Origin of the sequence: Vibrio pomeroyi (assembly GCF_024347595.1) — a bacterium.
Lineage (GTDB): Bacteria > Pseudomonadota > Gammaproteobacteria > Enterobacterales > Vibrionaceae > Vibrio > Vibrio pomeroyi.
On sequence record NZ_AP025506.1, the window covers coordinates 3,167,060 to 3,190,496 of the forward strand.

At 44.5% G+C, this 23,437-nt stretch carries 24 protein-coding genes and 13 tRNA genes; 31 read left to right on the forward strand and 6 right to left on the reverse strand.

The genetic code is table 11. The annotated features are described in order from the left end of the window. Positions 1-42: 42 nt before the first annotated feature. The 8 genes from OCV12_RS13835 to OCV12_RS13870 all read left to right on the forward strand — a co-directional run bounded on the left by OCV12_RS13835 (position 43) and on the right by OCV12_RS13870 (position 5,558). A complete protein-coding gene (locus OCV12_RS13835) occupies positions 43-840 on the forward strand; it encodes a DUF2189 domain-containing protein (RefSeq protein ID WP_017069586.1) in 798 nt (265 codons plus the stop codon). Positions 841-919: 79 nt separating this feature from the next. After that, positions 920-1,420, forward strand: coding sequence for a SprT family zinc-dependent metalloprotease (locus OCV12_RS13840; RefSeq protein ID WP_261884894.1), 501 nt, complete (start codon positions 920-922; stop codon positions 1,418-1,420). Positions 1,421-1,571: 151 nt separating this feature from the next. Continuing rightward, positions 1,572-2,303, forward strand: coding sequence for an endonuclease (locus tag OCV12_RS13845; RefSeq protein ID WP_261884895.1), 732 nt, complete (start codon positions 1,572-1,574; stop codon positions 2,301-2,303). A gap of 153 nt (positions 2,304-2,456) precedes the next feature. Further along, on the forward strand, positions 2,457-3,188 hold the full coding sequence (gene rsmE / locus OCV12_RS13850) for a 16S rRNA (uracil(1498)-N(3))-methyltransferase (RefSeq protein WP_261884896.1): 732 nt from the start codon (positions 2,457-2,459) through the stop codon (positions 3,186-3,188). Between the two features lie 9 nt (positions 3,189-3,197). After that, the gene (gene gshB, locus OCV12_RS13855; RefSeq protein ID WP_261884897.1) at positions 3,198-4,148 is read left to right on the forward strand and encodes a glutathione synthase; all 951 of its coding nucleotides are present in this window, start codon (positions 3,198-3,200) and stop codon (positions 4,146-4,148) included. Positions 4,149-4,257: 109 nt separating this feature from the next. Then, positions 4,258-4,821 (forward strand): YqgE/AlgH family protein, encoded by a 564-nt coding sequence (locus tag OCV12_RS13860; RefSeq protein WP_261884898.1) that lies wholly within the window; start codon positions 4,258-4,260, stop codon positions 4,819-4,821. Positions 4,822-4,875: 54 nt separating this feature from the next. Next, complete coding sequence (ruvX, locus tag OCV12_RS13865) at positions 4,876-5,298, forward strand: Holliday junction resolvase RuvX (RefSeq protein ID WP_048659417.1); 423 nt, start codon at positions 4,876-4,878, stop codon at positions 5,296-5,298. Positions 5,299-5,396: 98 nt separating this feature from the next. Continuing rightward, entirely contained in the window at positions 5,397-5,558 is a 162-nt protein-coding gene (locus tag OCV12_RS13870) for a hypothetical protein (RefSeq protein ID WP_261884899.1), read from the forward strand. Between the two features lie 77 nt (positions 5,559-5,635). On the opposite strand, the gene OCV12_RS13875 is transcribed toward OCV12_RS13870, so the two are convergent. Further along, positions 5,636-6,745, reverse strand: a complete 1,110-nt coding sequence (locus tag OCV12_RS13875; RefSeq protein ID WP_261884900.1) for a PilT/PilU family type 4a pilus ATPase — start codon at positions 6,743-6,745, stop codon at positions 5,636-5,638. A gap of 14 nt (positions 6,746-6,759) precedes the next feature. Continuing rightward, complete coding sequence (locus tag OCV12_RS13880; RefSeq protein WP_017629549.1) at positions 6,760-7,797, reverse strand: type IV pilus twitching motility protein PilT; 1,038 nt, start codon at positions 7,795-7,797, stop codon at positions 6,760-6,762. Positions 7,798-7,823: 26 nt separating this feature from the next. On the opposite strand from OCV12_RS13880, the gene OCV12_RS13885 reads away from it, so the two are divergent. From OCV12_RS13885 to hemW, 7 genes are all read left to right on the forward strand, one after another. Further along, entirely contained in the window at positions 7,824-8,528 is a 705-nt protein-coding gene (locus OCV12_RS13885; RefSeq protein WP_261884901.1) for a YggS family pyridoxal phosphate-dependent enzyme, read from the forward strand. Between the two features lie 99 nt (positions 8,529-8,627). Continuing rightward, on the forward strand, positions 8,628-9,446 hold the full coding sequence (gene proC / locus OCV12_RS13890; RefSeq protein WP_261884902.1) for a pyrroline-5-carboxylate reductase: 819 nt from the start codon (positions 8,628-8,630) through the stop codon (positions 9,444-9,446). A gap of 57 nt (positions 9,447-9,503) precedes the next feature. Then, positions 9,504-10,061 (forward strand): YggT family protein, encoded by a 558-nt coding sequence (locus OCV12_RS13895; protein ID WP_010435653.1) that lies wholly within the window; start codon positions 9,504-9,506, stop codon positions 10,059-10,061. Between the two features lie 29 nt (positions 10,062-10,090). Continuing rightward, the gene (yggU, locus tag OCV12_RS13900; protein ID WP_261884903.1) at positions 10,091-10,381 is read left to right on the forward strand and encodes a DUF167 family protein YggU; all 291 of its coding nucleotides are present in this window, start codon (positions 10,091-10,093) and stop codon (positions 10,379-10,381) included. A 28-nt stretch (positions 10,382-10,409) separates the two neighbouring features. Beyond that, the gene (locus tag OCV12_RS13905; RefSeq protein ID WP_261884904.1) at positions 10,410-10,841 is read left to right on the forward strand and encodes a DUF4426 domain-containing protein; all 432 of its coding nucleotides are present in this window, start codon (positions 10,410-10,412) and stop codon (positions 10,839-10,841) included. A 48-nt stretch (positions 10,842-10,889) separates the two neighbouring features. Next, positions 10,890-11,489, forward strand: a complete 600-nt coding sequence (locus OCV12_RS13910) for an XTP/dITP diphosphatase (RefSeq protein WP_261884905.1) — start codon at positions 10,890-10,892, stop codon at positions 11,487-11,489. Continuing rightward, entirely contained in the window at positions 11,489-12,676 is a 1,188-nt protein-coding gene (gene hemW, locus OCV12_RS13915; protein WP_261884906.1) for a radical SAM family heme chaperone HemW, read from the forward strand. Before OCV12_RS13910 ends, hemW begins: the two co-directional genes overlap by 1 nt. 242 nt (positions 12,677-12,918) lie before the next feature. Here hemW and glsB read toward each other — a convergent pair whose 3' ends face one another. Both glsB and trmB read right to left on the reverse strand, forming a co-directional pair. Further along, positions 12,919-13,839 (reverse strand): glutaminase B, encoded by a 921-nt coding sequence (glsB, locus tag OCV12_RS13920; protein WP_017629544.1) that lies wholly within the window; start codon positions 13,837-13,839, stop codon positions 12,919-12,921. 185 nt (positions 13,840-14,024) lie between these two features. Next, positions 14,025-14,744, reverse strand: a complete 720-nt coding sequence (gene trmB, locus OCV12_RS13925) for a tRNA (guanosine(46)-N7)-methyltransferase TrmB (RefSeq protein ID WP_010435641.1) — start codon at positions 14,742-14,744, stop codon at positions 14,025-14,027. Positions 14,745-14,909: 165 nt separating this feature from the next. On the opposite strand from trmB, the gene mutY reads away from it, so the two are divergent. The 16 genes from mutY (at position 14,910) to OCV12_RS14005 (ending at position 21,132) form a co-directional block, all read left to right on the forward strand. Beyond that, positions 14,910-15,971, forward strand: coding sequence for an A/G-specific adenine glycosylase (gene mutY / locus OCV12_RS13930; protein WP_261884907.1), 1,062 nt, complete (start codon positions 14,910-14,912; stop codon positions 15,969-15,971). 28 nt (positions 15,972-15,999) lie between these two features. Beyond that, complete coding sequence (locus OCV12_RS13935) at positions 16,000-16,272, forward strand: oxidative damage protection protein (protein WP_004735465.1); 273 nt, start codon at positions 16,000-16,002, stop codon at positions 16,270-16,272. Between the two features lie 69 nt (positions 16,273-16,341). Continuing rightward, a complete protein-coding gene (gene mltC / locus OCV12_RS13940) occupies positions 16,342-17,475 on the forward strand; it encodes a membrane-bound lytic murein transglycosylase MltC (RefSeq protein ID WP_086712026.1) in 1,134 nt (377 codons plus the stop codon). Between the two features lie 103 nt (positions 17,476-17,578). Beyond that, a tRNA-Phe gene (locus tag OCV12_RS13945) sits at positions 17,579-17,654 on the forward strand. 74 nt (positions 17,655-17,728) lie between these two features. Beyond that, positions 17,729-17,804, forward strand: a tRNA-Thr gene (locus OCV12_RS13950). 7 nt (positions 17,805-17,811) lie between these two features. Beyond that, a tRNA-Phe gene (locus tag OCV12_RS13955) sits at positions 17,812-17,887 on the forward strand. Between the two features lie 56 nt (positions 17,888-17,943). Beyond that, positions 17,944-18,019, forward strand: a tRNA-Asn gene (locus OCV12_RS13960). Between the two features lie 67 nt (positions 18,020-18,086). Next, positions 18,087-18,162 (forward strand) — tRNA-Thr (locus tag OCV12_RS13965). A 7-nt stretch (positions 18,163-18,169) separates the two neighbouring features. Further along, positions 18,170-18,245 (forward strand) — tRNA-Phe (locus OCV12_RS13970). A 56-nt stretch (positions 18,246-18,301) separates the two neighbouring features. After that, positions 18,302-18,377 (forward strand) — tRNA-Asn (locus OCV12_RS13975). 369 nt (positions 18,378-18,746) lie between these two features. Continuing rightward, on the forward strand, positions 18,747-20,372 hold the full coding sequence (locus OCV12_RS13980; protein ID WP_261884908.1) for a methyl-accepting chemotaxis protein: 1,626 nt from the start codon (positions 18,747-18,749) through the stop codon (positions 20,370-20,372). A 235-nt stretch (positions 20,373-20,607) separates the two neighbouring features. After that, positions 20,608-20,683: transfer RNA gene (locus OCV12_RS13985), tRNA-Phe, on the forward strand. A gap of 56 nt (positions 20,684-20,739) precedes the next feature. Next, positions 20,740-20,815, forward strand: a tRNA-Thr gene (locus OCV12_RS13990). A gap of 24 nt (positions 20,816-20,839) precedes the next feature. Next, a tRNA-Asn gene (locus tag OCV12_RS13995) sits at positions 20,840-20,915 on the forward strand. Between the two features lie 36 nt (positions 20,916-20,951). Then, a tRNA-Thr gene (locus tag OCV12_RS14000) sits at positions 20,952-21,027 on the forward strand. 29 nt (positions 21,028-21,056) lie between these two features. Continuing rightward, positions 21,057-21,132: transfer RNA gene (locus tag OCV12_RS14005), tRNA-Asn, on the forward strand. A 319-nt stretch (positions 21,133-21,451) separates the two neighbouring features. Here the strand turns inward: OCV12_RS14005 and OCV12_RS14010 are convergent. Both OCV12_RS14010 and OCV12_RS14015 read right to left on the reverse strand, forming a co-directional pair. Next, positions 21,452-21,847: a DUF2391 family protein gene (locus OCV12_RS14010; protein ID WP_017079303.1), complete on the reverse strand. Its 396-nt coding sequence runs from the start codon at positions 21,845-21,847 to the stop codon at positions 21,452-21,454. Positions 21,848-23,335: 1,488 nt separating this feature from the next. Next, positions 23,336-23,412, reverse strand: a tRNA-Asp gene (locus OCV12_RS14015). Between the last annotated feature and the right edge of the window lie 25 nt (positions 23,413-23,437).

Consider the following 23,437-nt stretch of genomic DNA (forward strand, 5'->3'; position numbering starts at 1 on the left):
TTATGGAATTATAACTAGGACGTTATTTAACTAGGGGGATCTATGCCTCGTACCGCGCACCCATCCGAACTGAACGATAAAAAACACAAGGTCAGCGATAAGGATTACGCTCGTACCATTCCTTGCAACCAAATCAGTATTTCCGCACCCTTTCATTGGTTGTCGCTTGCTCTGCATGACTTAGTAAGAATGCCATTAATCAGCGCATTTTACGGTTTGTGCTTTATGGGAGCGGCAATCGCCATAGTTCAACTTGTCCAATGGCAAGGAACACACTTGGTGGTGATGCCAAGCTTGATTGTGTACATGCTAATAGGACCTTTTCTTGCTCTGGGCTTGTATGACGCAGCCTGGGAAAGAGAAAAAGGACACAACGCCAGCCTACTCCACTCCATGAAAGCCATCACTCGCAACTCAACCCATCAATGGGCTTTTGCGATTGTCTTAATGGTCGCGATGATATTTTGGATGCGTATCGCCGCTCTGTTGCATGCTTTGTATCCATCTGTACAAGGTGCGCCACTGGCCGAGTTTGCGCCCTTCTTGATCACGGGGTCTGTGATTGGATTCGTTATCGCTAGCCTAATCTTCAGCATCTCAGCGTTTTCTATCCCATTGATGATGGAGAGACGCGTGGATGTGATGAGCGCGATCTTTACTAGCTTCAATGCCGTGAAATCCAATATCCCAGCAATGGTGGTGTGGGCAAGTATTATTTGTGCCGGTATTCTGGTGGGCTTCGCGACCTACGGCATTGGTATGATCGTCACCATGCCACTACTTGGTTATGGTACATGGCATGCCTACCACGAAATCATTAAGAAGAATCACCACCTATAAATTATCGCCAGAATAACGAGCAATGTTATGATGAGGCCTTAGCTTAAACGCTGAGGCCTTTTTTTGGAGTTAACAACGTTTGTCTTACACCCCGCAACAACATCGAGCAAATAAGAAGTTGGCCGAGTGCCTAGCTATCGCTAATCAACATTTCTCTCGTGAATTCCCATGCCCAACCATTACTTACAAGTTAAGAGGCAAAGCTGCGGGAAAGGCCTACCTTCAGCTCAATGAAATTAAGCTTAACCATGTACTCTTCGCCGAGAATGAAGATGCCTTCATTAACGAGGTGGTGCCTCATGAACTGGCACATCTGATCACACATCAAGTATTTGGACGAGTGAGACCTCACGGGAATGAGTGGAAATACGTGATGGAAAAGGTATTCAACGTACCAGCCAAAACAACCCACAGTTTTGAGATCACCTCAGTGCAAGGCAAGACCTTTGAATACCGCTGCGACTGCACGGTTTACCCACTTTCGATTAGACGTCACAACAAGGTATTGCGTAACCAGTCAAGCTATCGCTGCCAACAGTGCAATCAAACCTTGGCCTTTACAGGAACGCAGCTCAGCTAACGCCCTATCACTCGCACGTGTCCAATTGAGTAGCCCGCTTACTTTTCTTCAAGAAACTGCACTCCAACAAGTAGATGATTGAAATGTAATGGAGAAATCTATCACTTGAGTGCTAGACTGATATTTATCATACTTTTATCAGTCTTTTTCTATGCATAAAACCACTCCAAAAGCATTTGGCCTATCAGTGTCTTTTTACTTATCAATAGTATTTGGCCTATTGGTAACCCAAAGCGTTTTCGCCGCTCCACCAAGCTCATTCTCCAAAGCAAAAAAAGAAGCCGTGAAGATCTACCTTGATCACCCGACTTCATTCTATTGTGGGTGTGACATTACTTGGAAAGACAAAAAGAAAGGCATTCCAGACCTTGACGGCTGTGGTTATCAAGTACGAAAGCAGCAAAAACGGGCGAGTCGAATTGAATGGGAACACGTGGTGCCCGCTTGGCAATTTGGCCACCAGCGTCAGTGCTGGCAAGACGGTGGACGCAAGAATTGCACTCGTAATGACAAAGTATTCAAATCCATGGAAGCCGACCTTCACAACCTAACTCCGGCGATTGGCGAGGTTAACGGTGATCGATCCAACTACAATTTCAGTCAATGGAATGGCATGGATGGAGTGAGCTATGGTCAGTGTGAAATGCAGGTCAACTTCAAGCAACGTAAGGTGATGCCGCCAGACAGAGCAAAAGGCTCTATCGCTCGTACTTATCTTTACATGAGCCAAGAGTATGGTTTCAAGCTATCTAAGCAACAAACCAACCTGATGATGGCGTGGAACAAGCAGTTCCCTGTCGATGAGTGGGAATGTACTCGTGATGAGCGTATTCATGCCATCCAAGGTAATCACAACCCATTTGTTTACCCAGCTTGTAAATAACGCCGCTCGCGTAACCCACATTCCTAACCATCTCAAACAAGAGTTTCAGAATTGCCCCTGAAACTCTTGCTCTACCCTTGTTTTTTCAACTAAAAGCATCCATGTTATGCAGAGACAAAATACCCAAATGATCATATTTATAGGTTTACCAGCATGAGAATCCCTCGTATCCATCACCCAGAACGCATTCACCAGTTAGGTTCTCTCGCTTTAGGCGAAGATGCCGCGGGTCATGTTGGTCGTGTACTTCGTATGAAAGAAGGTCAAGAGGTTCTTCTATTTGATGGCAGTGGCGCTGAATTCCCAGCGACAATTGCTGAAGTATCAAAGAAGAATGTAACGGTTAATGTTACTGAGCGAATCGAGCGCAGCAATGAATCTCCGTTAGACTTACATTTAGGCCAAGTGATTTCACGTGGCGACAAAATGGAATTTACGATTCAAAAGTCGGTTGAGCTTGGTGTGAACACCATTACCCCTCTGATTTCAGAGCGCTGTGGCGTTAAACTCGATACTAAGCGCTTCGAGAAAAAACTCGCGCAGTGGCAAAAGATTGCGATCGCGGCGTGTGAACAGTGTGGCCGTAACACGGTTCCAGTCATTCGCCCAATCATGCAACTTGAAGAGTGGTGTAGCGAACCGAGTGAAGCATTAAAGCTGAACCTGCACCCTCGAGCAAAATACTCAATTAATACCCTTCCAGAACCTATCAGCAAGGTACGCCTATTGATCGGTCCTGAAGGTGGCTTGTCAGCTGAAGAAATCGGCATGACAGAACAATACAAATTTGAAGAGACGCTACTCGGCCCACGTGTACTTCGTACCGAGACAGCAGCTCTAACCGCAATTACTGCCTTACAAGTCCGTTTTGGCGATCTAGGCTAGGAGAAAAAAATGATCAAACTTGGCATCGTAATGGATCCGATTTCATCCATTAACATCAAAAAAGACTCTAGCTTTGCCATGATGCTTGAAGCGCAGCGTCGTGGTTACGAAATCCATTACATGGAAATGAATGATCTACACTTAGATCAAGGCGTAGCCATTGCTGACACAAAGGTTGTAGAACTCAAAGAAGATCCAAACGGTTGGTACGAGTTCAAGTCAGAACAGACTATCGCGCTATCTGATTTAGATGCAGTGCTAATGCGTAAAGATCCTCCGTTTGATACTGAGTACATCTACGCGACCTACATTCTTGAGCGTGCTGAAGAGAACGGCGCACTGATCGTAAACAAACCACAAAGCCTACGTGACTGTAACGAGAAATTATTTACAGCTTGGTTCCCAGAGCTGACACCAACCACTATCGTGACTCGTAAAGCTGAAAAGATTAAAGAGTTCCGCGAGAAGCACGGTGACGTAATCCTTAAGCCACTTGATGGTATGGGTGGCGCATCTATCTTCCGTGTTAAGGAAGGCGATCCAAACGTATCAGTGATCATTGAAACCTTGACTAACCACGGTCAAAACTACGCAATGGCACAAACCTTTGTTCCAGACATCAGCAACGGTGACAAGCGTATTCTTGTGGTTGATGGTGAGCCAATGCCTTACTGCCTAGCGCGTATTCCGGCTAAAGGGGAAACTCGAGGCAACCTAGCTGCTGGTGGTACTGGTGAAGCTCGCCCTCTAAGTGAAACTGACTGGGCTATCGCACGAGCGGTTGCTCCAGCACTAAAAGAGAAAGGCTTAATCTTCGTAGGACTTGACGTTATCGGTGACAAGCTGACTGAGATTAACGTGACGAGCCCTACGTGTATCCGTGAAATTGAAGCTGCTTTTGATATTTCAGTTACGGGTAAATTAATGGATGCAATCGAGCGTCGCGTTAACGCTAAATAGCCTAAACTTAAGAAAGTCTTAGCTATTCGCAAACATTTAGACACAGAATCAATGAGCGGCTTTACGCCGCTCTTCTTCCTTTACTGGGAACACACTGGCAGGAGGCTCTATGAATTTAACGAACCACTTTCTGGTCGCAATGCCCGGAATGAAAGACCCATACTTTCAAAACTCGGTGATCTACCTTTGTGAGCACAATGACGAAGGTGCAATGGGTTTGATGATCAACGCTCCTATCGATGTCACTGTCGGCAGCATGCTCAAACAAGTTGAGGTTGATTCTGAACAACCAAAATCCAACCAAGCAAGCCTTGATAAGCCTGTATTAAATGGTGGACCTGTAGCAGAAGACCGCGGGTTTATTTTGCACAAGCCCAAAGGCAGCTATCAATCCAGTATCAACATGACCGACCAAATATCGGTAACAACCTCAAAAGATATCTTGATGGTGTTAGGGACCGAAGATGAACCTATCAATTATCTGGTTGCACTTGGTTATTCTGGGTGGGAGCCTGGTCAGCTGGAGATCGAACTGACCCAGAACTCATGGCTAACCGTTGAAGCCGATCCAAAGGTCATCTTCGACACACCAATCTCAGACCGCTGGAAAGTTGCGGTACAAATGTTAGGTATTAATGCCGCTCAGCTTTCAGCAGATGCAGGCCACGCCTAACTCAGCTCAGATCAATAAAATAAACACTCAAACACAGATTAATTTGGAAGCCCCATGTCACGAACAATTATGGCATTTGACTACGGTACAAAAAGTATCGGCAGTGCGATTGGACAAGAAATCACAGGCACAGCAAGCCCTCTGAAAGCCTTTAAAGCCAAAGATGGCATCCCAAACTGGGACGATATCGAGAAGCAAATTAAGGAATGGCAACCGAATCTGATTGTGGTTGGCCTTCCTACCGACCTTCACGGCAAAGATTTAGCAACCATCACACCTAGAGCGAAGAAGTTCGCTAACCGCCTGAAAGGACGCTTTGGTGTTGATGTTGAACTGCATGATGAGAGGCTATCGACCGCAGAAGCAAGAGCCGATCTTTTTGACATGGGTGGCTATAAAGCACTAAGCAAAGGCAATGTTGATAACCAATCAGCTGTGGTTATTTTAGAGAGCTGGTTTGAAGCACAATATTCATAACGAAAAATAAGTGAGCAAAATGTGAACTAACCTGTGATCCCACTCGAATTTCATATCGTAATGTCGATGCAATTCAAAATAAGAACGTGGGAGTTCACATGAAAATTTTTCTAGCAATCTTCGCCGCTCTAACTATTTCAGCATGTAGTTCAATGGGTGGTGGTTCGGCTGGTTATACTGGCGAGCAATATCCAACTAAAATTAAATTAGAAAAAGAACGCGGTTACTCGAACGATAACAACAGTTTTGCAAACCACTAATTTATTCGCTTCACAAAAAACCCGCCTTTCGAGCGGGTTTTTTTATTGGTACTAAGATTGAGCACTAAGCACTGAATCTACCCCATATCGATCTTCACACCAGCCAAAGCACCGGTCCCGTAGTCATCATCGCCACGTCTGGTTTTTAGCATCAAGCGTAAGTCGTTAGCGGAGTCAGCACTGTGGAACGCATCCTCTTCGCTGATCTTGCCTGCTATAACTAAATCATACAAAGCTTGGTCAAAGGTCTGCATCCCAATCTCTTTCGATTTCGCCATCGTTGCTTTTAGTTCATGCAGCTCACCACGACGAATTAGGTCAGACACTCGGGGGCTGTTGAGTAAAATCTCAAACACACCATGACGACCGCAGCCATTCTTATCTCGAATTAGCTGTTGAGCGACCACACCACGCAGATTCATCGACAGATCAAACAGGAACTGTTCTTTCTGCTCTTTTGGCACCAAGTGGAGAATACGCTCTAGTGCTTGGTTAGCGTTATTCGCATGCAGTGTAGCCATACACAAGTGACCCGTTTCAGCAAAGGTCATCGCGTATTCCATGGTTTCACGGCTACGGATTTCGCCAATCAAGATCATATCTGGTGCTTGACGTAACGAGTTCTTAAGTGCGACTTCGTAGCTCTCGGTGTCGAGCCCGACCTCACGCTGAGTCACAATACATTTCTTATGTTCATGGACGAATTCAATCGGGTCTTCAACCGTTAAGATGTGCCCTGAACGATTGGTATTGCGATAGCCTGTCATTGCGGCCATTGAGGTCGATTTACCAGAGCCAGTCGCACCAACCACCAGCACAAGCCCCCGCTTAGCGATTGAAAGGTCTTGTAATACATCAGGAAGCTTTAATTGCTCAAAGGTTGGGATGTTAGTCTCGATGCGTCGAATTACCGCTCCAGGTAGCTCTCGTTGGAAGAATGCACTGACACGAAAGCGACCAAACTCACGCACAATGGCAAAGTTTGCCTCACGTGTTTGCTGATATTCATCACGTCGGTCTTGATCCATCATCGCATCAAGTAATTGAGCAATCTGAGCCGCATTCAGCTTATCGCCTTGAGGTCGTAATTCACCATCAACACGAAACAGGATAGGTGCATCAACGGTGATATAAAGATCCGATGCTTTTTGAGACAGCATCCCTTCAAGGATTTGATTCAATTCCATTTTCTTCACCTTGATTAAAACATTGAGGTTTCAATTTCGATCTTTCTCTCGACCTCTTCCGAGTCAACCAAGCCTTGAGCCATTAGCTGCTTCGCATTTTGCTCCATGGTCTGCATACCATGTGCTGCGCCCGTTTGAATGATCGAATACATCTGCGCGACCTTGTCTTCACGAATCAAGTTTCTAATAGCAGGTGTCGCCATCATGATTTCATGACAAGCCACACGACCGCCACCAACACGCTTCAACAACTTCTGAGCGATGACCGAACGCAACGATTCAGACAGCATTGAACGCACCATGTCTTTGTCGCTACCCGGGAATACATCGATAATACGGTCGATAGTTTTAGCAGCAGAGCTGGTATGCAGAGTACCAAAAACCAAGTGGCCGGTTTCCGCTGCGGTTAGCGCCAAGCTGATCGTCTCTTGGTCACGAAGCTCACCAACAAGAATTACATCTGGGTCTTCACGTAACGCACTGCGCAGCGCCGCTTTAAAGCTGTGAGTATCACGATGAACCTCACGCTGGTTAACAAGGCATTTATTGTTGGTATGAACGAATTCAATCGGGTCTTCAATCGTCAGGATGTGCTTATTGTGGTTACGGTTTACGTAATCAACCATCGCTGCGAGCGTTGTCGATTTACCAGAACCAGTAGGGCCAGTAACGAGCACTAAACCTTTTTCGTAGTTCGCAATCTTTTCAAAGATTTCAGGCGCACCTAACTGATCTAAAGTCGGGATCTCTACAGGGATAGTTCGAAAGACAGCGGAGCAACCACGAGCTTGGTTAAAAGCGTTAACACGGAAACGACCAACATTGGGTAATTCAAAAGAGAAGTCGACTTCCAATTTTTCTTCAAACTCACCACGCTGTGAATCGCTCATGATCTCAAAAACTAAACGATGCACATCAGCATGACTCAAAGCTGGTATTCCAAGCTTCCTTACTTCACCATCTATACGTACCATTGGAGATACACCCGCAGAAAGATGTAGATCTGACGCGTTATGCTTTACACTAAAATCTAGTAACTCAGTGATATCCATTTATTTTCCCTTAAGTAAAGTCAGCTATGAGTAGTATTCAACAAAATATCGAACAAATCACCTCACAGATTCGTAGTGCTGAGCAAAAGTGCGGACGAGCTCCAGAGTCCGTGCAACTTTTAGCCGTCAGCAAAACTAAACCTATTGATGCGATTCTAGAAGCCGCACTCGGAGGCCAAGTTGCCTTTGGTGAAAACTATGTTCAAGAAGGTGTCGATAAAGTAAAACACTTTTCAGAACAACATTCTAACCTAAATTTAGAGTGGCACTTTATTGGTCCAATTCAGTCCAATAAAACTCGCCCTATCGCAGAAAGCTTCGGATGGGTGCATTCAGTCGATCGCGATAAGATCGCACAAAGGCTTAACGATCAACGCCCAAGCGAACTTTCACCTCTACAGGTGCTTATCCAGGTGAACACCAGTGGTGAAGAGTCTAAGTCTGGTACTTCTGAAGAGACAGTTTTTGCACTGGCGGAGTTGATTTCGTCGCTCCCTAACCTCACTTTAAGAGGATTGATGTCAATTCCTGCAAACGTCTCTGACTATCAATCTCAGCTTAATGCATTCTCTCAACTGGCAGAGCTTAAAGATAAGCTCTCCGCGAAGTATCCAGACATCGATACCCTGTCTATGGGTATGAGTGGTGATATGGACGCAGCAGTTGAGGCTGGCAGTACCATGGTTCGTATTGGAACGGCCATCTTTGGTGCTCGTGATTACGCAAAATAGCAATTAGTTAGCAACCAGATAGTTAGCAACCAGAAATCGACGATAAGTATTGATACCGCTTCGCTTGAATCGCGCAGCGACACGCTCAGGATTTTATATATGGAACATAAGAACATCGCCTTTATTGGGGCGGGAAACATGGTTCGCTCAATTGTAGCGGGCTTAGTAGCAAGTAGTTACCCAGCGCAAAAGATTACTGCGACAGCGCCTTCAGACACCAGAAGGCTGCCGTTAGAGCAAGAATACGGCATCAATACCACCAGCGATAATATTGCCGCAGCTGAACAAGCAGACGTTGTTGTGTTATCAGTGAAGCCACAGATGATGGCTGATGTATGTAAACCCTTACAAAGCATCGACTTTAGCAACAAACTGGTTATCTCAATTGCTGCGGGTATTAATGCGAATCGACTCAATGAGATGTTAAACTGCCAACTGAACCTTGTTCGTGTGATGCCAAACACGCCATCACTGCTAGGTAAAGGAATGAGCGGTCTTTATGCCGATTCAACGGTCAGCCAAGATGATAAAGACTTCGCATCTCAGCTGATGCAAGCTGTAGGTGAAGTGAGCTGGGTTGAACAAGAATCTGGTATCAACAACATCATTGCGGCGGCGGGTAGTGCTCCGGCTTACTTCTTCCTATTTATGGAAGCAATGCAAGCTGAGGCAATCAACCAAGGCTTCGATCAGGAAACCGCTCGCAAATTAGTGCAGCAGTCTGCATTAGGCGCGGCAGAGATGGTAGTAGCGAACCCAAATACTGAATTATCAACACTGCGTGAACAAGTGACTTCAAAAGGCGGGACAACCGCAGAAGCATTGCGCACGTTCAATGAACATCAACTATCAGACATCGTAGCCAAAGCCATGCAAGCGGCTGTCGCTCGAGCTGAAGAGATGGAAAAACTGTTTTAAGCATTTTGTCGCTCGGTTTATATCTAAGCGGCAAGTAAATCCGAAAAAGGAAACAATATGAACTCGATGAGCTTTCTGATCTCGACCGTTTTTGATCTTTACATCATGGTTGTGATCTTGCGTATCTGGCTACAAGCTTCACGTGCAGATTTCTACAACCCATTCTCACAATTCATCGTAAAAGCGACACAACCGGTTGTTGCCCCACTACGCCGAGTTATCCCATCTATCGGCAGCCTTGATCTTGCGACGGTTGTTTTTGCTTATGTGCTATGTGTGCTTAAGTTCGTTGCTCTAAACCTAATTATCTCTGGCGGCGCTGCGGTATTCGATATCAGCTTCCTGATCTTTGGTGCATTATCTTTGTTAAAAGCGGCGGGTGGTTTGATCTTCTGGGTTCTACTAATCCGCGCAATCCTTAGCTGGGTTAGCCAAGGCCGTAGCCCAATCGAGTACGTTTTCCATCAACTGACTGAGCCAATGCTAATGCCTATCCGCCGTATCCTACCGGATATGGGTGGCTTCGACCTAAGCGTGCTGGTTCTGTTCATTGTTCTGCAATTTGCGAACTTCCTAATGGGCGACATGATTGGTCCTATTTGGTATCAGCTATAATTCAAGTACGAACATCAGGTACTTTGACGATGCCAAAAGCGGTTTGGGCCGAGGAAGACGATATTCTTCTTAGGCTCTATATCCAACCCAAAGCAAGCCGAGACAATATTGTTGGCTTGCACGGTGAGGAACTCAAAATTGCCATTACTGCTCCACCAGTAGATGGCAAAGCCAATGCCCACTTAGCGAAATACCTAGCGAAACAGTTTAAGGTCGCTAAAGGGCAAATTAAGATAGAAAAGGGAGAGCTCGGTCGGCATAAGCAAGTTCGAATATGCTCGCCAAGTCAAATCCCAACTGAAGTCAAAGCCATCCTATGATGGCTTTTTGCTATTTATTGGAGTCACTATGCGTCTATGGATTACAGCACTACTCACCGCTCTTGTTGCCCTACCAAGCTCAGCAGGACAATTTAAAAACATTAAGGATGTCGAGGTTCACTACTCGGCTTTTAACTCGACATTTCTAACAGCTCAGGTCGCTAAGCAATACAAGCTTAAGCGAAATGGCTACTCAGCGATTCTGAACATCAGCGTGTTAGACAGAGCTTCCCTTGGCAAGCCAGCAACAACGGCTAAAATCACAGGAACAGCGAAGAACCTTGTCGGCAACACTCGCACACTTAACTTCCGCGAAATAAAGGAGGGTGATGCGATTTATTACCTAGCTGAGTTCCCTGTAACACACGAAGAAAACATCACTTTTAATATCGATGTTAACGCAGGTTTGAAAGGCACAGGCCCACTGCGATTCACACAAAAATTCTATATAGAAGAGTAACTTCAACCGTCACTTTTCTGTTCACTAACTTATTAGAGCCACATCCCCATGAGTAAGATTGTTTTAGCCACAGGCAACCAAGGTAAAGTTCGCGAGATGGCAGATATTCTGTCTGAGTTTGGTTTTGACGTTGTCGCACAAAGTGAGTTCAACGTTTCACAAGTCGCTGAAACAGGAACAACTTTCATTGAAAATGCCATCATCAAGGCTCGCCATGCTGCTAAAGAGACAGGGCTACCAGCGATCGCTGACGACTCAGGTTTAGAGGTTGATTTCCTTAAGGGTGCTCCGGGCATCTACTCAGCTCGTTACTCAGGTGAAGGGGCGACGGATAAGCAAAACATTGAAAAGCTACTTGATGCCATGCAAGGTGTGGAAACTGAAAAGCGTACTGCTCGTTTCCACTGTGTGTTGGTGCTAATGCGTCACGAAAACGATCCAACACCATTAGTGTGTCACGGTAAATGGGAAGGTCGTATTCTGACTGAAGAGCACGGTGAGAATGGCTTTGGCTACGATCCTGTATTCTTTGTACCAGAAGATAACTGTGCATCTGCTGAGCTAGAATCTACACGTAAAAAGCAGCTTTCACACCGCGGTAAAGCCCTTGCTTCTCTATTCGAAGCAATCAAGGAGCAAGCTCTGTAATGCACGATACAGCGCTTATACCACCAGCACTTAGTCTCTATGTACACATCCCATGGTGTGTACAAAAGTGTCCGTATTGTGATTTCAACTCACACGCTCTGAAAGCCGATATTCCTGAAAAGGAGTACATCGATGCGCTGCTTGAGGATCTCGATACTGATATCGAAAAGTACCAACTCAAGGGCGCACCTCGTCCATTGCACTCAATCTTTATTGGTGGTGGTACCCCGAGCCTATTCTCTCCAGAAGGGATAGGTCGATTACTCCAAGGCATTGAACAACGTATCCCGTTCAAACCGGAAATCGAAATCACCATGGAAGCCAACCCAGGCACCATTGAAGCTGAACGTTTTGCAGGTTACCAAAAGGCGGGTATTACTCGAATCTCAGTGGGTGTACAAAGCTTTGAGCAAGAGAAGCTAGAAAGACTTGGGCGAATTCATGGTCAAGATGAAGCAGTGAATGCCGCTCACTTAGCACATAAGATCGGATTGAACAGTTTCAACTTAGATCTCATGCATGGCTTGCCGGATCAAAGCATAGATCAAGCATTGGCGGATCTAGATAAAGCGATCGAGCTTAATCCTCCACACTTATCTTGGTATCAACTAACAATAGAACCTAACACCATGTTCTATTACAAAACGCCAAAGCTACCTGACGACGATGACCTTTGGGATATTTTCGACCTAGGTCATAAGAAACTCGCAGACGCAGGCTATGTGCAGTACGAAATTTCAGGCTACAGCAAGCCCGGCTACCAGTGTCAACATAACCTTAACTATTGGCGCTTTGGTGACTACCTAGGTATTGGTTGTGGCTCTCATGGCAAGCTGAGTTTTGCTGATGGACGCATCATTCGCACGACTAAGGTTAAACACCCTAGAGGCTATTTAGCGGCTTACCAAAACATGGTGAAGCCTTATCTATCTGATGAGTTTGAAGTGCCGAATGAAGACCGCCCTTTTGAGTTCTTTATGAACCGCTTTAGGTTAATGGAAGCGTGTCCAAAACAAGATTTCATCGATACGACAGGGCTTGGTTTTGACGCTGTTCAGTCAACGATTGAGTGGGCAAAAGAGCTAGGTTACTTAAACGAAACCGACACTCACTGGCAGATCACCGAAAAAGGAAAGCTGTTCTTAAATGATCTGCTGGAAGCTTTTATGGCTGAAGAAGACGAATAGTTCGAGATTCGAGATGTATTGTGTAGGGTTGGCTTTAGGGCCAACCCTTTTCTAATTTACGCGCCGACAAATAATAGATTCCCGATTACGCTCCTTCGTCGCTATCGGGAATGACGGACATCAAACAAGTCTTATCCCAAAAAGTTAGAGGCGAGTGCATCGAAAGTTACCAACAACACCGTCATCCTCAAGAGTGCGTTGGGGAGATCTTGTAAATGTAGAACTCCAACTTAAAAGCGCTTTTAAAAAATAGAACGACCAATTCGCTCTGAAAGCAACTCTAGCGCCTTAGTACCAGCAAGAGAGTTACCAGAAGGATCAAGCTCTGGAGACCACACGGCGATTGTCATCTCACCCGGAACGATGGCAATAATACCGCCACCCACACCCGACTTACCCGGCATACCAACACGGTAAGCAAACTCACCCGCCCCATCGTACAAACCACATGTCGCAAGCAAGGCATTCAACTGCTTAGTTTGAACTGGCGTGATGATCTCTTTCTTAGTCTGAACCGACACACCTTTGTTCGCCAAATAACTAAAGGTTTTCGCCAAATCCACACACGTCATTTTAAGCGCACAAGCATGGAAGTAGTTATTCAGAACTGGGATAACATCATTCTCAAAGTTACCAAATGAACGCATCAAATAAGCAATGGCAGCATTACGATCGCTGTGCATCATTTCTGAAGCAGCTACCACCTTGTCATACACAATATGAGTATCACCCGATAGCTGACGAACAAACTCTAACAAACGGTGTCTAGGCGCAGACAAGCGGCTTTGTAGTAGGTCTGCAACGACAATTGCACCCGCATTAATGAACGGGTTGCGGGGGATGCCATGTTCCATCTCAAGCTGAATCATAGAATTAAAGGCTTGACCAGAAGGCTCTTTGCCTACGCGTTGCCAAATCTCTTCAGGCTTGTATAACACCATAGCTAACGTCAGGCTCAAGGCTTTAGAGATAGATTGCACAGAAAAGGCCTCCTCTGCATCACCTGCTTGAATCACCTCACCTTCGTTTGTGTATACCGCAATCGCCAGTTTCTGGTTCGATACGCGAGCCAATGCAGGGATATAATCAGCAACCTTTCCCTGACCAATTAGGGGACGAACTTCGTCTAAAATCTCGGCCAAAATAGCTTGAGTTGGTTTCATGTGTGCTTACTTCTATATTGTTATTTTTGTAGGGGTCTAACATTACTTTCTGTCCTTAAACCTTTATTTCAATAAAAGCCTAAGGACAAAAAAGCCAACATTACAATAATGTTGGCTTTAATCAATCCCACAAAGTGTAAGGTTTAACCTAAAGCAGGTTTGCCTTCACTTGTTGTGCTCGAGAATTACTTAGTACGCTTGTACTTAATATCCCAAACACCATGACCAAGACGGTGGCCACGAGCTTCAAATTTAGTCAGTGGACGCTCATCAGGGCGAGGAATGTAATCACCATCTTCAGCGATATTCTCGAAGCCTGGAGCAACGTTCATCACTTCAATCATGTGCTCTGCGTAGTTTTCCCAGTCTGTTGCCATGTGGAAAATACCAGTATCAAGTTGAAGCTTACCGCGAACCATTTCTGCAAACTCAGCCTTAACAATACGACGTTTGTGGTGACGAGCTTTGTGCCATGGGTCAGGGAAGAACAGTTGCAGTGTATGCAGGCTGCTATCTGGAATCATGTGTTCAAATACTTCTACTGCATCGTGACACATTACACGCAAGTTAGTTACGCCAGCATCACGCGCTGTACCTAAACAAGCACCAACACCTGGGCTGTGAACCTCAATACCTAAGAAGTTTTTCTCAGGTGCGTTCTTTGCCATTTCAACCAGTGATGCACCCATACCGAAGCCAATCTCTAGTACAACTGGGTTATCGTTGCCAAATACTTCTTTCCAATTCAGAAGCTCTGGGTTGTAGTCGATACCCATTGTTGGCCAACATTCATTCATCGCGTTTTCTTGGCCTTTTGTTAAGCGGCCTTCGCGGCGAACAAAACTACGGATCTTACGAACCAGTTTGCCGTCTTCAGTATATTCGTTAGTGGTCACTTCACTCATTGATTTTTGCCTGCACATTGATTAATCAAAGCGGGGATTATCCAAAGAATTGCCTTCGGTGCAAGTCTTTCCGTGGATAAATTCCCACACAATTTGTCTGTTTTACATCCAACGTTAAGTGTGGTGCAATTTCGCTTCTAATAATAGCAAAGCATAGAGCATGTCGTGACTCCTTTCGCAACCGCCATATTAAAGTGGTATGACGCCTACGGGCGTAAAGAATTACCTTGGCAACAAAACAAAACCGCCTACACCGTTTGGTTATCTGAAATCATGCTTCAGCAGACTCAGGTCGCCACGGTGATTCCATACTACCAGCGCTTCTTAGAACGCTTTCCTACGGTGATTGACCTAGCGAACGCTGAACAAGATGAGGTGCTCCACTTATGGACGGGGCTTGGTTATTACGCGCGAGCTCGTAACTTGCATAAAGCAGCTAAGATTGTTGCTGAGCAGTATGGTGGTGAGTTTCCGCTTTCTCTTGAAGAGATGAACGCGCTACCGGGTATTGGCCGCTCAACAGCCGCCGCAGTGCTGTCTTCCGTTCATAAGCTTCCTCATGCGATTCTTGATGGCAATGTAAAGCGAACGCTTGCAAGAAGCTTTGCCGTTGAAGGTTGGCCTGGACAAAAGAAGGTTGAAAACCAACTTTGGGAGCATGCAGAAGCTCATACTCCGAAGAAAAATGTCGATAAGTACAATCAGGCAATGATGGACATGGGTGCCATGGTTTGTACTCGTAGCAAACCTAAATGTACTCTGTGTCCGATTGAAAGCATGTGTGAAGCTAAGAAGCTTGATAGACAACTCGACTTCCCGGGCAAGAAACCTAAGAAAGAGAAACCAGTAAAAGAAACATGGTTTGTGATTCTTTATCACAACAATCAAGTGTGGCTTGAACAGCGTCCTCAGTCTGGTATCTGGGGAGGCTTATTCTGCTTTCCTCAAAATGAAAACGCAGAGATTGAACATCAGTTAGATCTTCGCTCGATCAAAGATGCTGAAACCGATTCAATCAAGACCATGATTGCGTTTAGGCACACTTTCAGTCACTACCACTTAGATATCACACCAGTATTAGTAAAATTAGATAAACAACCAGATTTGATAATGGAAGGGACCAAAGGTCTCTGGTATAACTTATCAAAACCGGAAGAAATTGGCCTAGCCGCTCCTGTGAAGCAGCTTATTGAGAGCCTACCCTTTGAACTGAACGACGACGTTTGAATCAACGAACGCGATAAGAGGAACCACTATGAGCCGCACTGTATTTTGTGCTCGCCTCCAGAAAGACGCTGAAGGCTTAGATTTTCAACTTTACCCAGGTGACTTAGGTAAGCGTATCTTTGACAACATCTCTAAAGAAGCTTGGGGACAATGGCAAAGCAAGCAAACAATGCTGATCAATGAAAAGAAGCTAAATATGATGGATCCTGAGCATCGTAAACTTCTTGAAACTGAGATGGTTAACTTCCTTTTCGAAGGTAAAGATGTCGTAATTGATGGCTATACTCCACCAAGCGAATAAGACATTTATTTAAGCAAATTTTAATGACATCATGGTTAACGCTGCGATGTCATTTTTGTATGAGGAACTATGAAAAAGCTAAGTTACTTCCTAACAGCCATGTTATTAACAGGCTGCAGCCGTGAATTTGTCGAAAGCATTTATGATGTGAATTACGAACCGACCAACCGATTTGTCAGCAACTTGGCAGAGCTACCTGGTCAGTTTGAAAAAGACACCGGTGCACTGGATGCTTTGATTAATAGCTTTTCTGGCAATATCCAAAAGCGCTGGGGCAGCAGTGAAGTAAAAATAGCAGGTAAGAGTAACTATGTGAAATACATAGATAATTACTTGAGTCGTTCAGAAGTAAACTTTAGCGAAGGCCTGATCACAGTAGAAACTGTGTCCTCAACTGAGCCTAAAAAACACCTCAAAAATGCAATAATGACGACGCTTTTGACACCAGATGATCCGGCGCATGTCGACCTATTCTCTTCAAAAAGCATCAAGTTAGAAGGTAAACCTTTCCTCTACAATCAGGTCGTCGACCAAGAGAAAAAGCCCATTCAATGGACATGGCGCGCTAACCAATTCGCAGATTACTTGATCGCTAATAACCTCAAAACTAAAGAGGTCGACTTTAAAAAAGCCTACTACGTTGAGATCCCAATGGTGGCCGATCACGCGAGTCAGCGTAGTTATCAATATGCCGATATCGTGCGCAGAGCGTCTCAGCGTTATGACATTCCTGAAGACTTGATTTACGCCATCATCAAAACAGAAAGTAGTTTTAACCCATATGCTGTGAGCTGGGCGAATGCTTACGGTCTTATGCAAGTCGTGCCGAAAACTGCAGGTCGAGACGTATTTAAGCTGGTAAAGAACAAGCCTGGAGAACCGACCCCTGAGTATTTATTCAATCCAGAAAACAACATTGATGCTGGCACGGCGTACTTTTACATCCTTAAAAATCGTTATTTAAAAGACGTGCAACACCCAACAACACTTGAGTACAGCATGATTTCTGCATACAACGGCGGTACTGGTGGCGTACTCAATACGTTCAGTAAGGACAGAAAACGAGCAATGCGAGACCTAAACTCGCTCCAACCTAGCCAAGCGTACTGGGCACTTACCAAGAAGCACCCAAATAAAGAGTCGCGCCGATACCTAGAAAAAGTAACAAAATTCAAGAAAGATTTTAACCAAGGTAAAACGTAAGCCTCACTTTTGAATAAAAAAACAACTAACGAACGTTTTTTTTAATTATTTTCAAAAAAGGTGTTGACGGTTATGCAGAAAATCCGTTTAATAGCGCTCCGTTGCCCGGATAGCTCAGTCGGTAGAGCAGAGGATTGAAAATCCTCGTGTCGGTGGTTCGATTCCGCCTCCGGGCACCACAATTTGATTTGTTGGTGTCAACACTCTTTAACAGGGAGTAGCAACACGGACAAAAGCATAAAGAATTTAGTGTGCCGACTTAGCTCAGTAGGTAGAGCAACTGACTTGTAATCAGTAGGTCACCAGTTCGACTCCGGTAGTCGGCACCATTCTTTTGCCTCGATAGCTCAGTCGGTAGAGCAGCGGATTGAAAATCCGCGTGTCGGTGGTTCGATTCCGCCTCGAGGCACCATTATTTGGTACTTAACAAATAATGGTCTTAATAGACCTGATGTTGAGACAAGTAATTCCCCCTTAGTTCAGTTGGTAGAACGGCGGACTGTTAATCCGTATGTCGCAGGTTCGAGTCCCGCAGGGGGAGCCATTTTAAAGGGCTTCATTTTAATGAGGTTCTAACGAAGAGTTTACTCTTCAAGCAAAGAATTTAGTGTGCCGACTTAGCTCAGTAGGTAGAGCAACTGACTTGTAATCAGTAGGTCACCAGTTCGACTCCGGTAGTCGGCACCATTCTTTTGCCTCGATAGCTCAGTCGGTAGAGCAGCGGATTGAAAATCCGCGTGTCGGTGGTTCGATTCCGCCTCGAGGCACCATTATTTGATACTTAACAAATAATGGTCTTAATAGACCTGATGTTGAGACAAGTAATTCCCCTTTAGTTCAGTTGGTAGAACGGCGGACTGTTAATCCGTATGTCGCAAGTTCAAGTCTTGCAAGGGGAGCCACATTCAAGAAAGCCAAGTCGAAAGACTTGGCTTTTTTTCGTTTGAACGAAAGCTAAATCTATTCGACCACAGCATCTAACCTTAACAACCCCTATAAAGCCCCTCTTCACTCTCACGACAATATCTTCTTCTTAATTAACTTCCCACGAACTCGCGCCCCAAACTCCGTAAATTCACCAAACCAACACTTTTCAAACTCGTTCATAGTCACACAAAAATAAACGAGCTTTCGTTCTGTTACTTTTTTTTCTTCGTAAATTTAATCTTCATCATGTTTTGATATCTTTCTGATATCTGCCCTACACGACTTAGATTAAGATTCGATGAAATATACCTAATACTAATTATTGAATCGCTGCGCGGGGAAATATGAAATTAAAAACGCAAGCTTACTTATTATCAGGCATCATCTTGATCGCCTTGCTAGCGCTGACTGCTACTGGTTTATGGACCTTGAGAGTCGCTAGCAACATGGACAACAAAGCTCGCGTTACAGAGCTATTTAAGAGTGCATACAGCATTCTTACTGAAGTCGAGAAAATGGCTATTGATGGAACTTTAGAAGAGCAACAAGCGAAACAACTTGCTACTCGCCTACTGCGTAACAACATCTATAAAGACAATGAATACGTCTACGTTGCAGATGAAAACATGACGTTTGTCGCGACACCGCTAGATCCACAGCTGCATGGAACCAGCTTCAATGACTTTAAAGACGGTGATGGAAATAGCGTAGGCCAGCTTATACAAAGAGTACTTGGCAATCGTACTGGACAGATCGTTGAATACACTTGGACGCAAAATCTGCCAGACGGAACCATTGAAGAAAAACTGTCTATTGCAGAGAAAACCCCGCACTGGGGTTGGGTTGTCGGCACAGGTATCGGCTTCAACGAAGTTAACGCTCGTTTTTGGTCTACCGCTCAATGGCAGCTATTCCTTTGTGTCATGATTGCAGGCCTCATTCTATCGAGCTTAATCGTATCCATTAAACGCATGCTAGCGCTTCTTGGTGGCGAGCCTAAAGATGTAAGAGAAGCGGTACAAGCCGTCGCAGAAGGTCGTATTCAAACCTCTTTCGAAACTCAAGCGATCAACGGCAGTATCTATCACGCTGTTCAGCAAATGAGTAAATCGTTAGCTGAACTAGTATCGAACCTAAATGCTTCTATGCTGGCATTAAGAGGCGAATTACAGCGCGTGGAAGATCGTGCAGGTTCTATCGCTCAACTAACCGAAACTCAGCAACAATCGACTGAGATGATCGCGACAGCAATGACCGAAATGGCTTCTTCGGCTAACAATGTTGCTGATTCAGCAGGCGATACAGCTCGTAATACTGATGAAGCAGACAAGCAGAGCAAGCATACCCAACGTCTTATTCGCAACACAGTAGACAACATTCAAGGGCTAGCAGGCCAACTAGGTACAGCAAGTGAAGCTGTCGCTAATCTAGATAACGATGTAAATAACATTGTGAAAGTACTCGACGTTATCGGTGACATTGCAGAACAGACTAACCTATTGGCACTGAATGCAGCTATTGAGGCCGCACGAGCTGGCGAACAAGGTCGTGGGTTTGCGGTTGTTGCTGACGAAGTTCGTAACCTTGCTGGTCGAACACAATCAAGCACCAAAGAAATCCAATTGATGATTAATAACCTTCAAGAAGGCTCTCGTAACGCTATTCAAACCATGAAAGTGTGTGCAGCAACCAGTGAGAGCACCGTAACCGAGTCTCAAAATGCCTCTGAAGCGCTACAACAGATTGTTATCGCTCTGGAGTCTATTTCCTCGATGAGTCATCAAATCGCGACAGCTGCTGCTGAGCAGACCCAGGTGAGCGATGACATTTCAAAGCGCATCAACATGATCGAAGAAAGTGGCAACCAACTGAGTAATGTCGTGACAGAAAGTCACAACAGTACCCAAACCCTAGCCTCTCTTTCTAACGAATTAGAAGCTTGGGTTAATAGGTTTGAAGTAAAACACTAAACTCTCGATAAAATTCTTCAGTAAAAAAGCACGTTTTCATACGTGCTTTTTTTATTTCGGCACCCATTCAGTGTAGTTAACCTAAGTTTTGCTCTCTTTTAAGGCATGCTAGACCTAGGTTTTTCGTGCCAAATGAACAAAAACAACCCACTAAGTATAGAAAAACATCAAACGATACTTTTTTTGCAATTTAATGTTGACCCAGAACGCGAAAACACGTTTAATACACCTCGTCGCCCGGATAGCTCAGTCGGTAGAGCAGAGGATTGAAAATCCTCGTGTCGGTGGTTCGATTCCGCCTCCGGGCACCACAATTTATTTGTTGGTGTCTTAGACAACAACAGTAAAGCACAAAGAAATATTATGTGCCGACTTAGCTCAGTAGGTAGAGCAACTGACTTGTAATCAGTAGGTCACCAGTTCGATTCCGGTAGTCGGCACCATTTCTTTAAAGCTTTAAGAATAATTCCCCTTTAGTTCAGTTGGTAGAACGGCGGACTGTTAATCCGTATGTCGCAAGTTCAAGTCTTGCAAGGGGAGCCAAGTTAATCATCAAGCATAAGCTTTTTGATTCATGATGCCGACTTAGCTCAGTAGGTAGAGCAACTGACTTGTAATCAGTAGGTCACCAGTTCGATTCCGGTAGTCGGCACCATTCTCTTGATTAGAGACTAAACAATCAATTCCCCTTTAGTTCAGTTGGTAGAACGGCGGACTGTTAATCCGTATGTCGCAAGTTCAAGTCTTGCAAGGGGAGCCAATTAAAGAAAGCCGCATCACTGATGCGGCTTTTTTGCATCTGGAGATCCTGATTTTTCAATAACTTCCTCTTTCTAATATCTCATTTAATCCAGAAACCAACAGTTTTAAATACCCTTCAAAGCTCATCACGCTTTACTCTTTAATTCCGTTTTAGATCCAGTAACAACAGATTATCAATTTGTACAAAGAGCCAGTCATAACGGACTTATTAGTTACGTTACTGTTGATTAATTCTATAGAAATGAACAAGCTTTAGAGTGAACCAAATTGGCTCTAGAAAGGCGCTACTGGTTGATTAAATTGAGATGATATACGATTCACTCTTTATCAAAACTATCCACTACAATCGCTCCCATAGATGCAGGCATGGAAATTACAATCACCCTTTTGATCGATACAATTGGATCGCTTAGTAAAGGCAACTTGTCCAAACAAGTCAGTACCAACGCAACAACCAACGCTGTCATCACATAAGCAATAACGATTCGAAAAATAAAGACCGGCAGGCGAGCAACAATATCTTTCTGAAAGACACTCTCATAGGTATAAAAGCCCAGGAACACCGCAGACAACAAGAACAGTAATAATAAGTTAGCTGTGGGTAAAGTCTCCCCTAGTTTCCAGGCCTCTTCAGAAAAAGAAATCGGTACGGCCAAAGCAAAAGATCCAACAAAGATCTGGCTAGCATCTTCAAAGTTAAAACTTAATTTCATCGAGTTACCTTTGAGGCTTAGGAATGTGCCTAGTTTCCAAAATCGTAAATTCATTATCTTAGGGAATTTAATAGTTCCAACCTAATGTTAGCCGCATTAGCCAGAACATAGCTTGAACTAACAAGCATTAAAATAAATAACTCACAGTCACTAATCACTAATCACTATCCTCACATATCCATCGCCAGTGTTGAGGAAACAAGCACACCTCCACCGACAGGCCAAGAAATATCTCTTGGGAAGTCGTAACCAATAAACCTCATACAACTTTATATACATCAGTGCTAAAGATATTGTCCCTAATTGGATACACATTAGTAATGCTCTTCCAATCTACCCCCCCCTCCTTCTTATTCAACGACTAACTAGTACATGAATAGCAAGCAAAGTAATAATGTTGAGGCTCATCTCTAAGGTGCATTCATGAGGCGCCTAAAGTCTCTAAGAGCTATCTAAGGCGATAGCGACAAAGACTGTTGAGTAGCAGCTACGATAGCCTCTAGCGCTTCAACAAAAGGTATTTGTGGTAAGTACTAGCTTGTATAACTGCAGAGCGAAATTCTTTCTACACTCTATGCCAGCTTAGAGGCTGTGATATTTCTGGGGAAACCTCTGGCTAATCATTACAAATCCTGATTGTGAGCGACAAACAGAGTGAGCGGAGGGTAAAAGTAGGGTGAAGCTTTGTTTACAAGTATCTATATCTCGCGCTTTCTAATAGCACTATTTTGATCGCAAGATTCCTGCGTGAGTATGAAGACGTAGCTGATAGTAAACCTTCCGAGAACTGATCCATATAAACCTCTTAAGTCACTCAGTTCGGTAGTCGAACTGCGCAGCTACCCTCTAGGGAAATGTTTATACTCTCAACAGAGCCTTGTAATGGCATTAAAGTCTTCACTAGATTAAGTAGCCGAAAAACAAAACTCGATGCAAGAAGCGCGTTAATCTAATTCTACTATTGAGCTTCTGGACTGTGACTAAATAGTCGAGCCTATAAGTAACAACGGAGTCCGGATAATTAGATTAAGTCCAAAAAGCCTAATGACTCTCAACGAAGGTTTTTTATGATGAGTAAATAACTAACGACTCATGCAGCAAGAAATCATTACTCACAGAGCAAAGACGTATGCTTATCGACGTGCAACAAGCTTTTTCAAAGTAAGATAGGCTAAATACTGATGTAAGTAAGTCCAAAGAAAGATAAGCCATTATTTAGCTACAAAAGACTCCGCTATGTCTAACGAGACTTCTTATAAGAGTAGTTGTAGCTTGGGCCTCAGAAGATTGGGACTCGTAGTCAAAGATCAAAACATCTACGCTCAGAAATGACGAAAGCCTAGTCATAAGACGAGGCTTTCTAAGAAGTGGCTGGGCTGGCATTCCATCGGACTCGCGCACGAGCGGGACTCTTTCGACCGAAGGGAGAATATACAATGATTCAAATGTAAAAAAGCCCTGCTATTTCTAGCAGGGCTTCTCTATAATTGGCGGAGTGGACGGGACTCGAACCCGCGACCCCCGGCGTGACAGGCCGGTATTCTAACCAACTGAACTACCACTCCGCAGTGTCTATTCAGCTTAAAGCAA

Bases quoted from the DNA above. Each gene is read 5' to 3' on its own strand.
- OCV12_RS13885 (WP_261884901.1), top strand. From the start codon at position 7,824: ATGAGTAGTATTCAACAAAATATCGAACAAATCACCTCACAGATTCGT.
- gshB (WP_261884897.1), top strand. From the start codon at position 3,198: ATGATCAAACTTGGCATCGTAATGGATCCGATTTCATCCATTAACATC.
- OCV12_RS13860 (WP_261884898.1), top strand. From the start codon at position 4,258: ATGAATTTAACGAACCACTTTCTGGTCGCAATGCCCGGAATGAAAGAC.
- OCV12_RS13880 (WP_017629549.1), bottom strand. From the start codon at position 7,797: ATGGATATCACTGAGTTACTAGATTTTAGTGTAAAGCATAACGCGTCA.
- glsB (WP_017629544.1), bottom strand. From the start codon at position 13,839: ATGAAACCAACTCAAGCTATTTTGGCCGAGATTTTAGACGAAGTTCGT.
- OCV12_RS13895 (WP_010435653.1), top strand. From the start codon at position 9,504: ATGAACTCGATGAGCTTTCTGATCTCGACCGTTTTTGATCTTTACATC.
- mltC (WP_086712026.1), top strand. From the start codon at position 16,342: ATGAAAAAGCTAAGTTACTTCCTAACAGCCATGTTATTAACAGGCTGC.
- OCV12_RS13875 (WP_261884900.1), bottom strand. From the start codon at position 6,745: ATGGAATTGAATCAAATCCTTGAAGGGATGCTGTCTCAAAAAGCATCG.
- ruvX (WP_048659417.1), top strand. From the start codon at position 4,876: ATGTCACGAACAATTATGGCATTTGACTACGGTACAAAAAGTATCGGC.
- OCV12_RS13905 (WP_261884904.1), top strand. From the start codon at position 10,410: ATGCGTCTATGGATTACAGCACTACTCACCGCTCTTGTTGCCCTACCA.
- proC (WP_261884902.1), top strand. From the start codon at position 8,628: ATGGAACATAAGAACATCGCCTTTATTGGGGCGGGAAACATGGTTCGC.
- OCV12_RS13980 (WP_261884908.1), top strand. From the start codon at position 18,747: ATGAAATTAAAAACGCAAGCTTACTTATTATCAGGCATCATCTTGATC.
- OCV12_RS14010 (WP_017079303.1), bottom strand. From the start codon at position 21,847: ATGAAATTAAGTTTTAACTTTGAAGATGCTAGCCAGATCTTTGTTGGA.
- OCV12_RS13935 (WP_004735465.1), top strand. From the start codon at position 16,000: ATGAGCCGCACTGTATTTTGTGCTCGCCTCCAGAAAGACGCTGAAGGC.
- OCV12_RS13910 (WP_261884905.1), top strand. From the start codon at position 10,890: ATGAGTAAGATTGTTTTAGCCACAGGCAACCAAGGTAAAGTTCGCGAG.
- rsmE (WP_261884896.1), top strand. From the start codon at position 2,457: ATGAGAATCCCTCGTATCCATCACCCAGAACGCATTCACCAGTTAGGT.
- OCV12_RS13845 (WP_261884895.1), top strand. From the start codon at position 1,572: ATGCATAAAACCACTCCAAAAGCATTTGGCCTATCAGTGTCTTTTTAC.
- hemW (WP_261884906.1), top strand. From the start codon at position 11,489: ATGCACGATACAGCGCTTATACCACCAGCACTTAGTCTCTATGTACAC.
- OCV12_RS13870 (WP_261884899.1), top strand. From the start codon at position 5,397: ATGAAAATTTTTCTAGCAATCTTCGCCGCTCTAACTATTTCAGCATGT.
- OCV12_RS13835 (WP_017069586.1), top strand. From the start codon at position 43: ATGCCTCGTACCGCGCACCCATCCGAACTGAACGATAAAAAACACAAG.
- trmB (WP_010435641.1), bottom strand. From the start codon at position 14,744: ATGAGTGAAGTGACCACTAACGAATATACTGAAGACGGCAAACTGGTT.
- yggU (WP_261884903.1), top strand. From the start codon at position 10,091: ATGCCAAAAGCGGTTTGGGCCGAGGAAGACGATATTCTTCTTAGGCTC.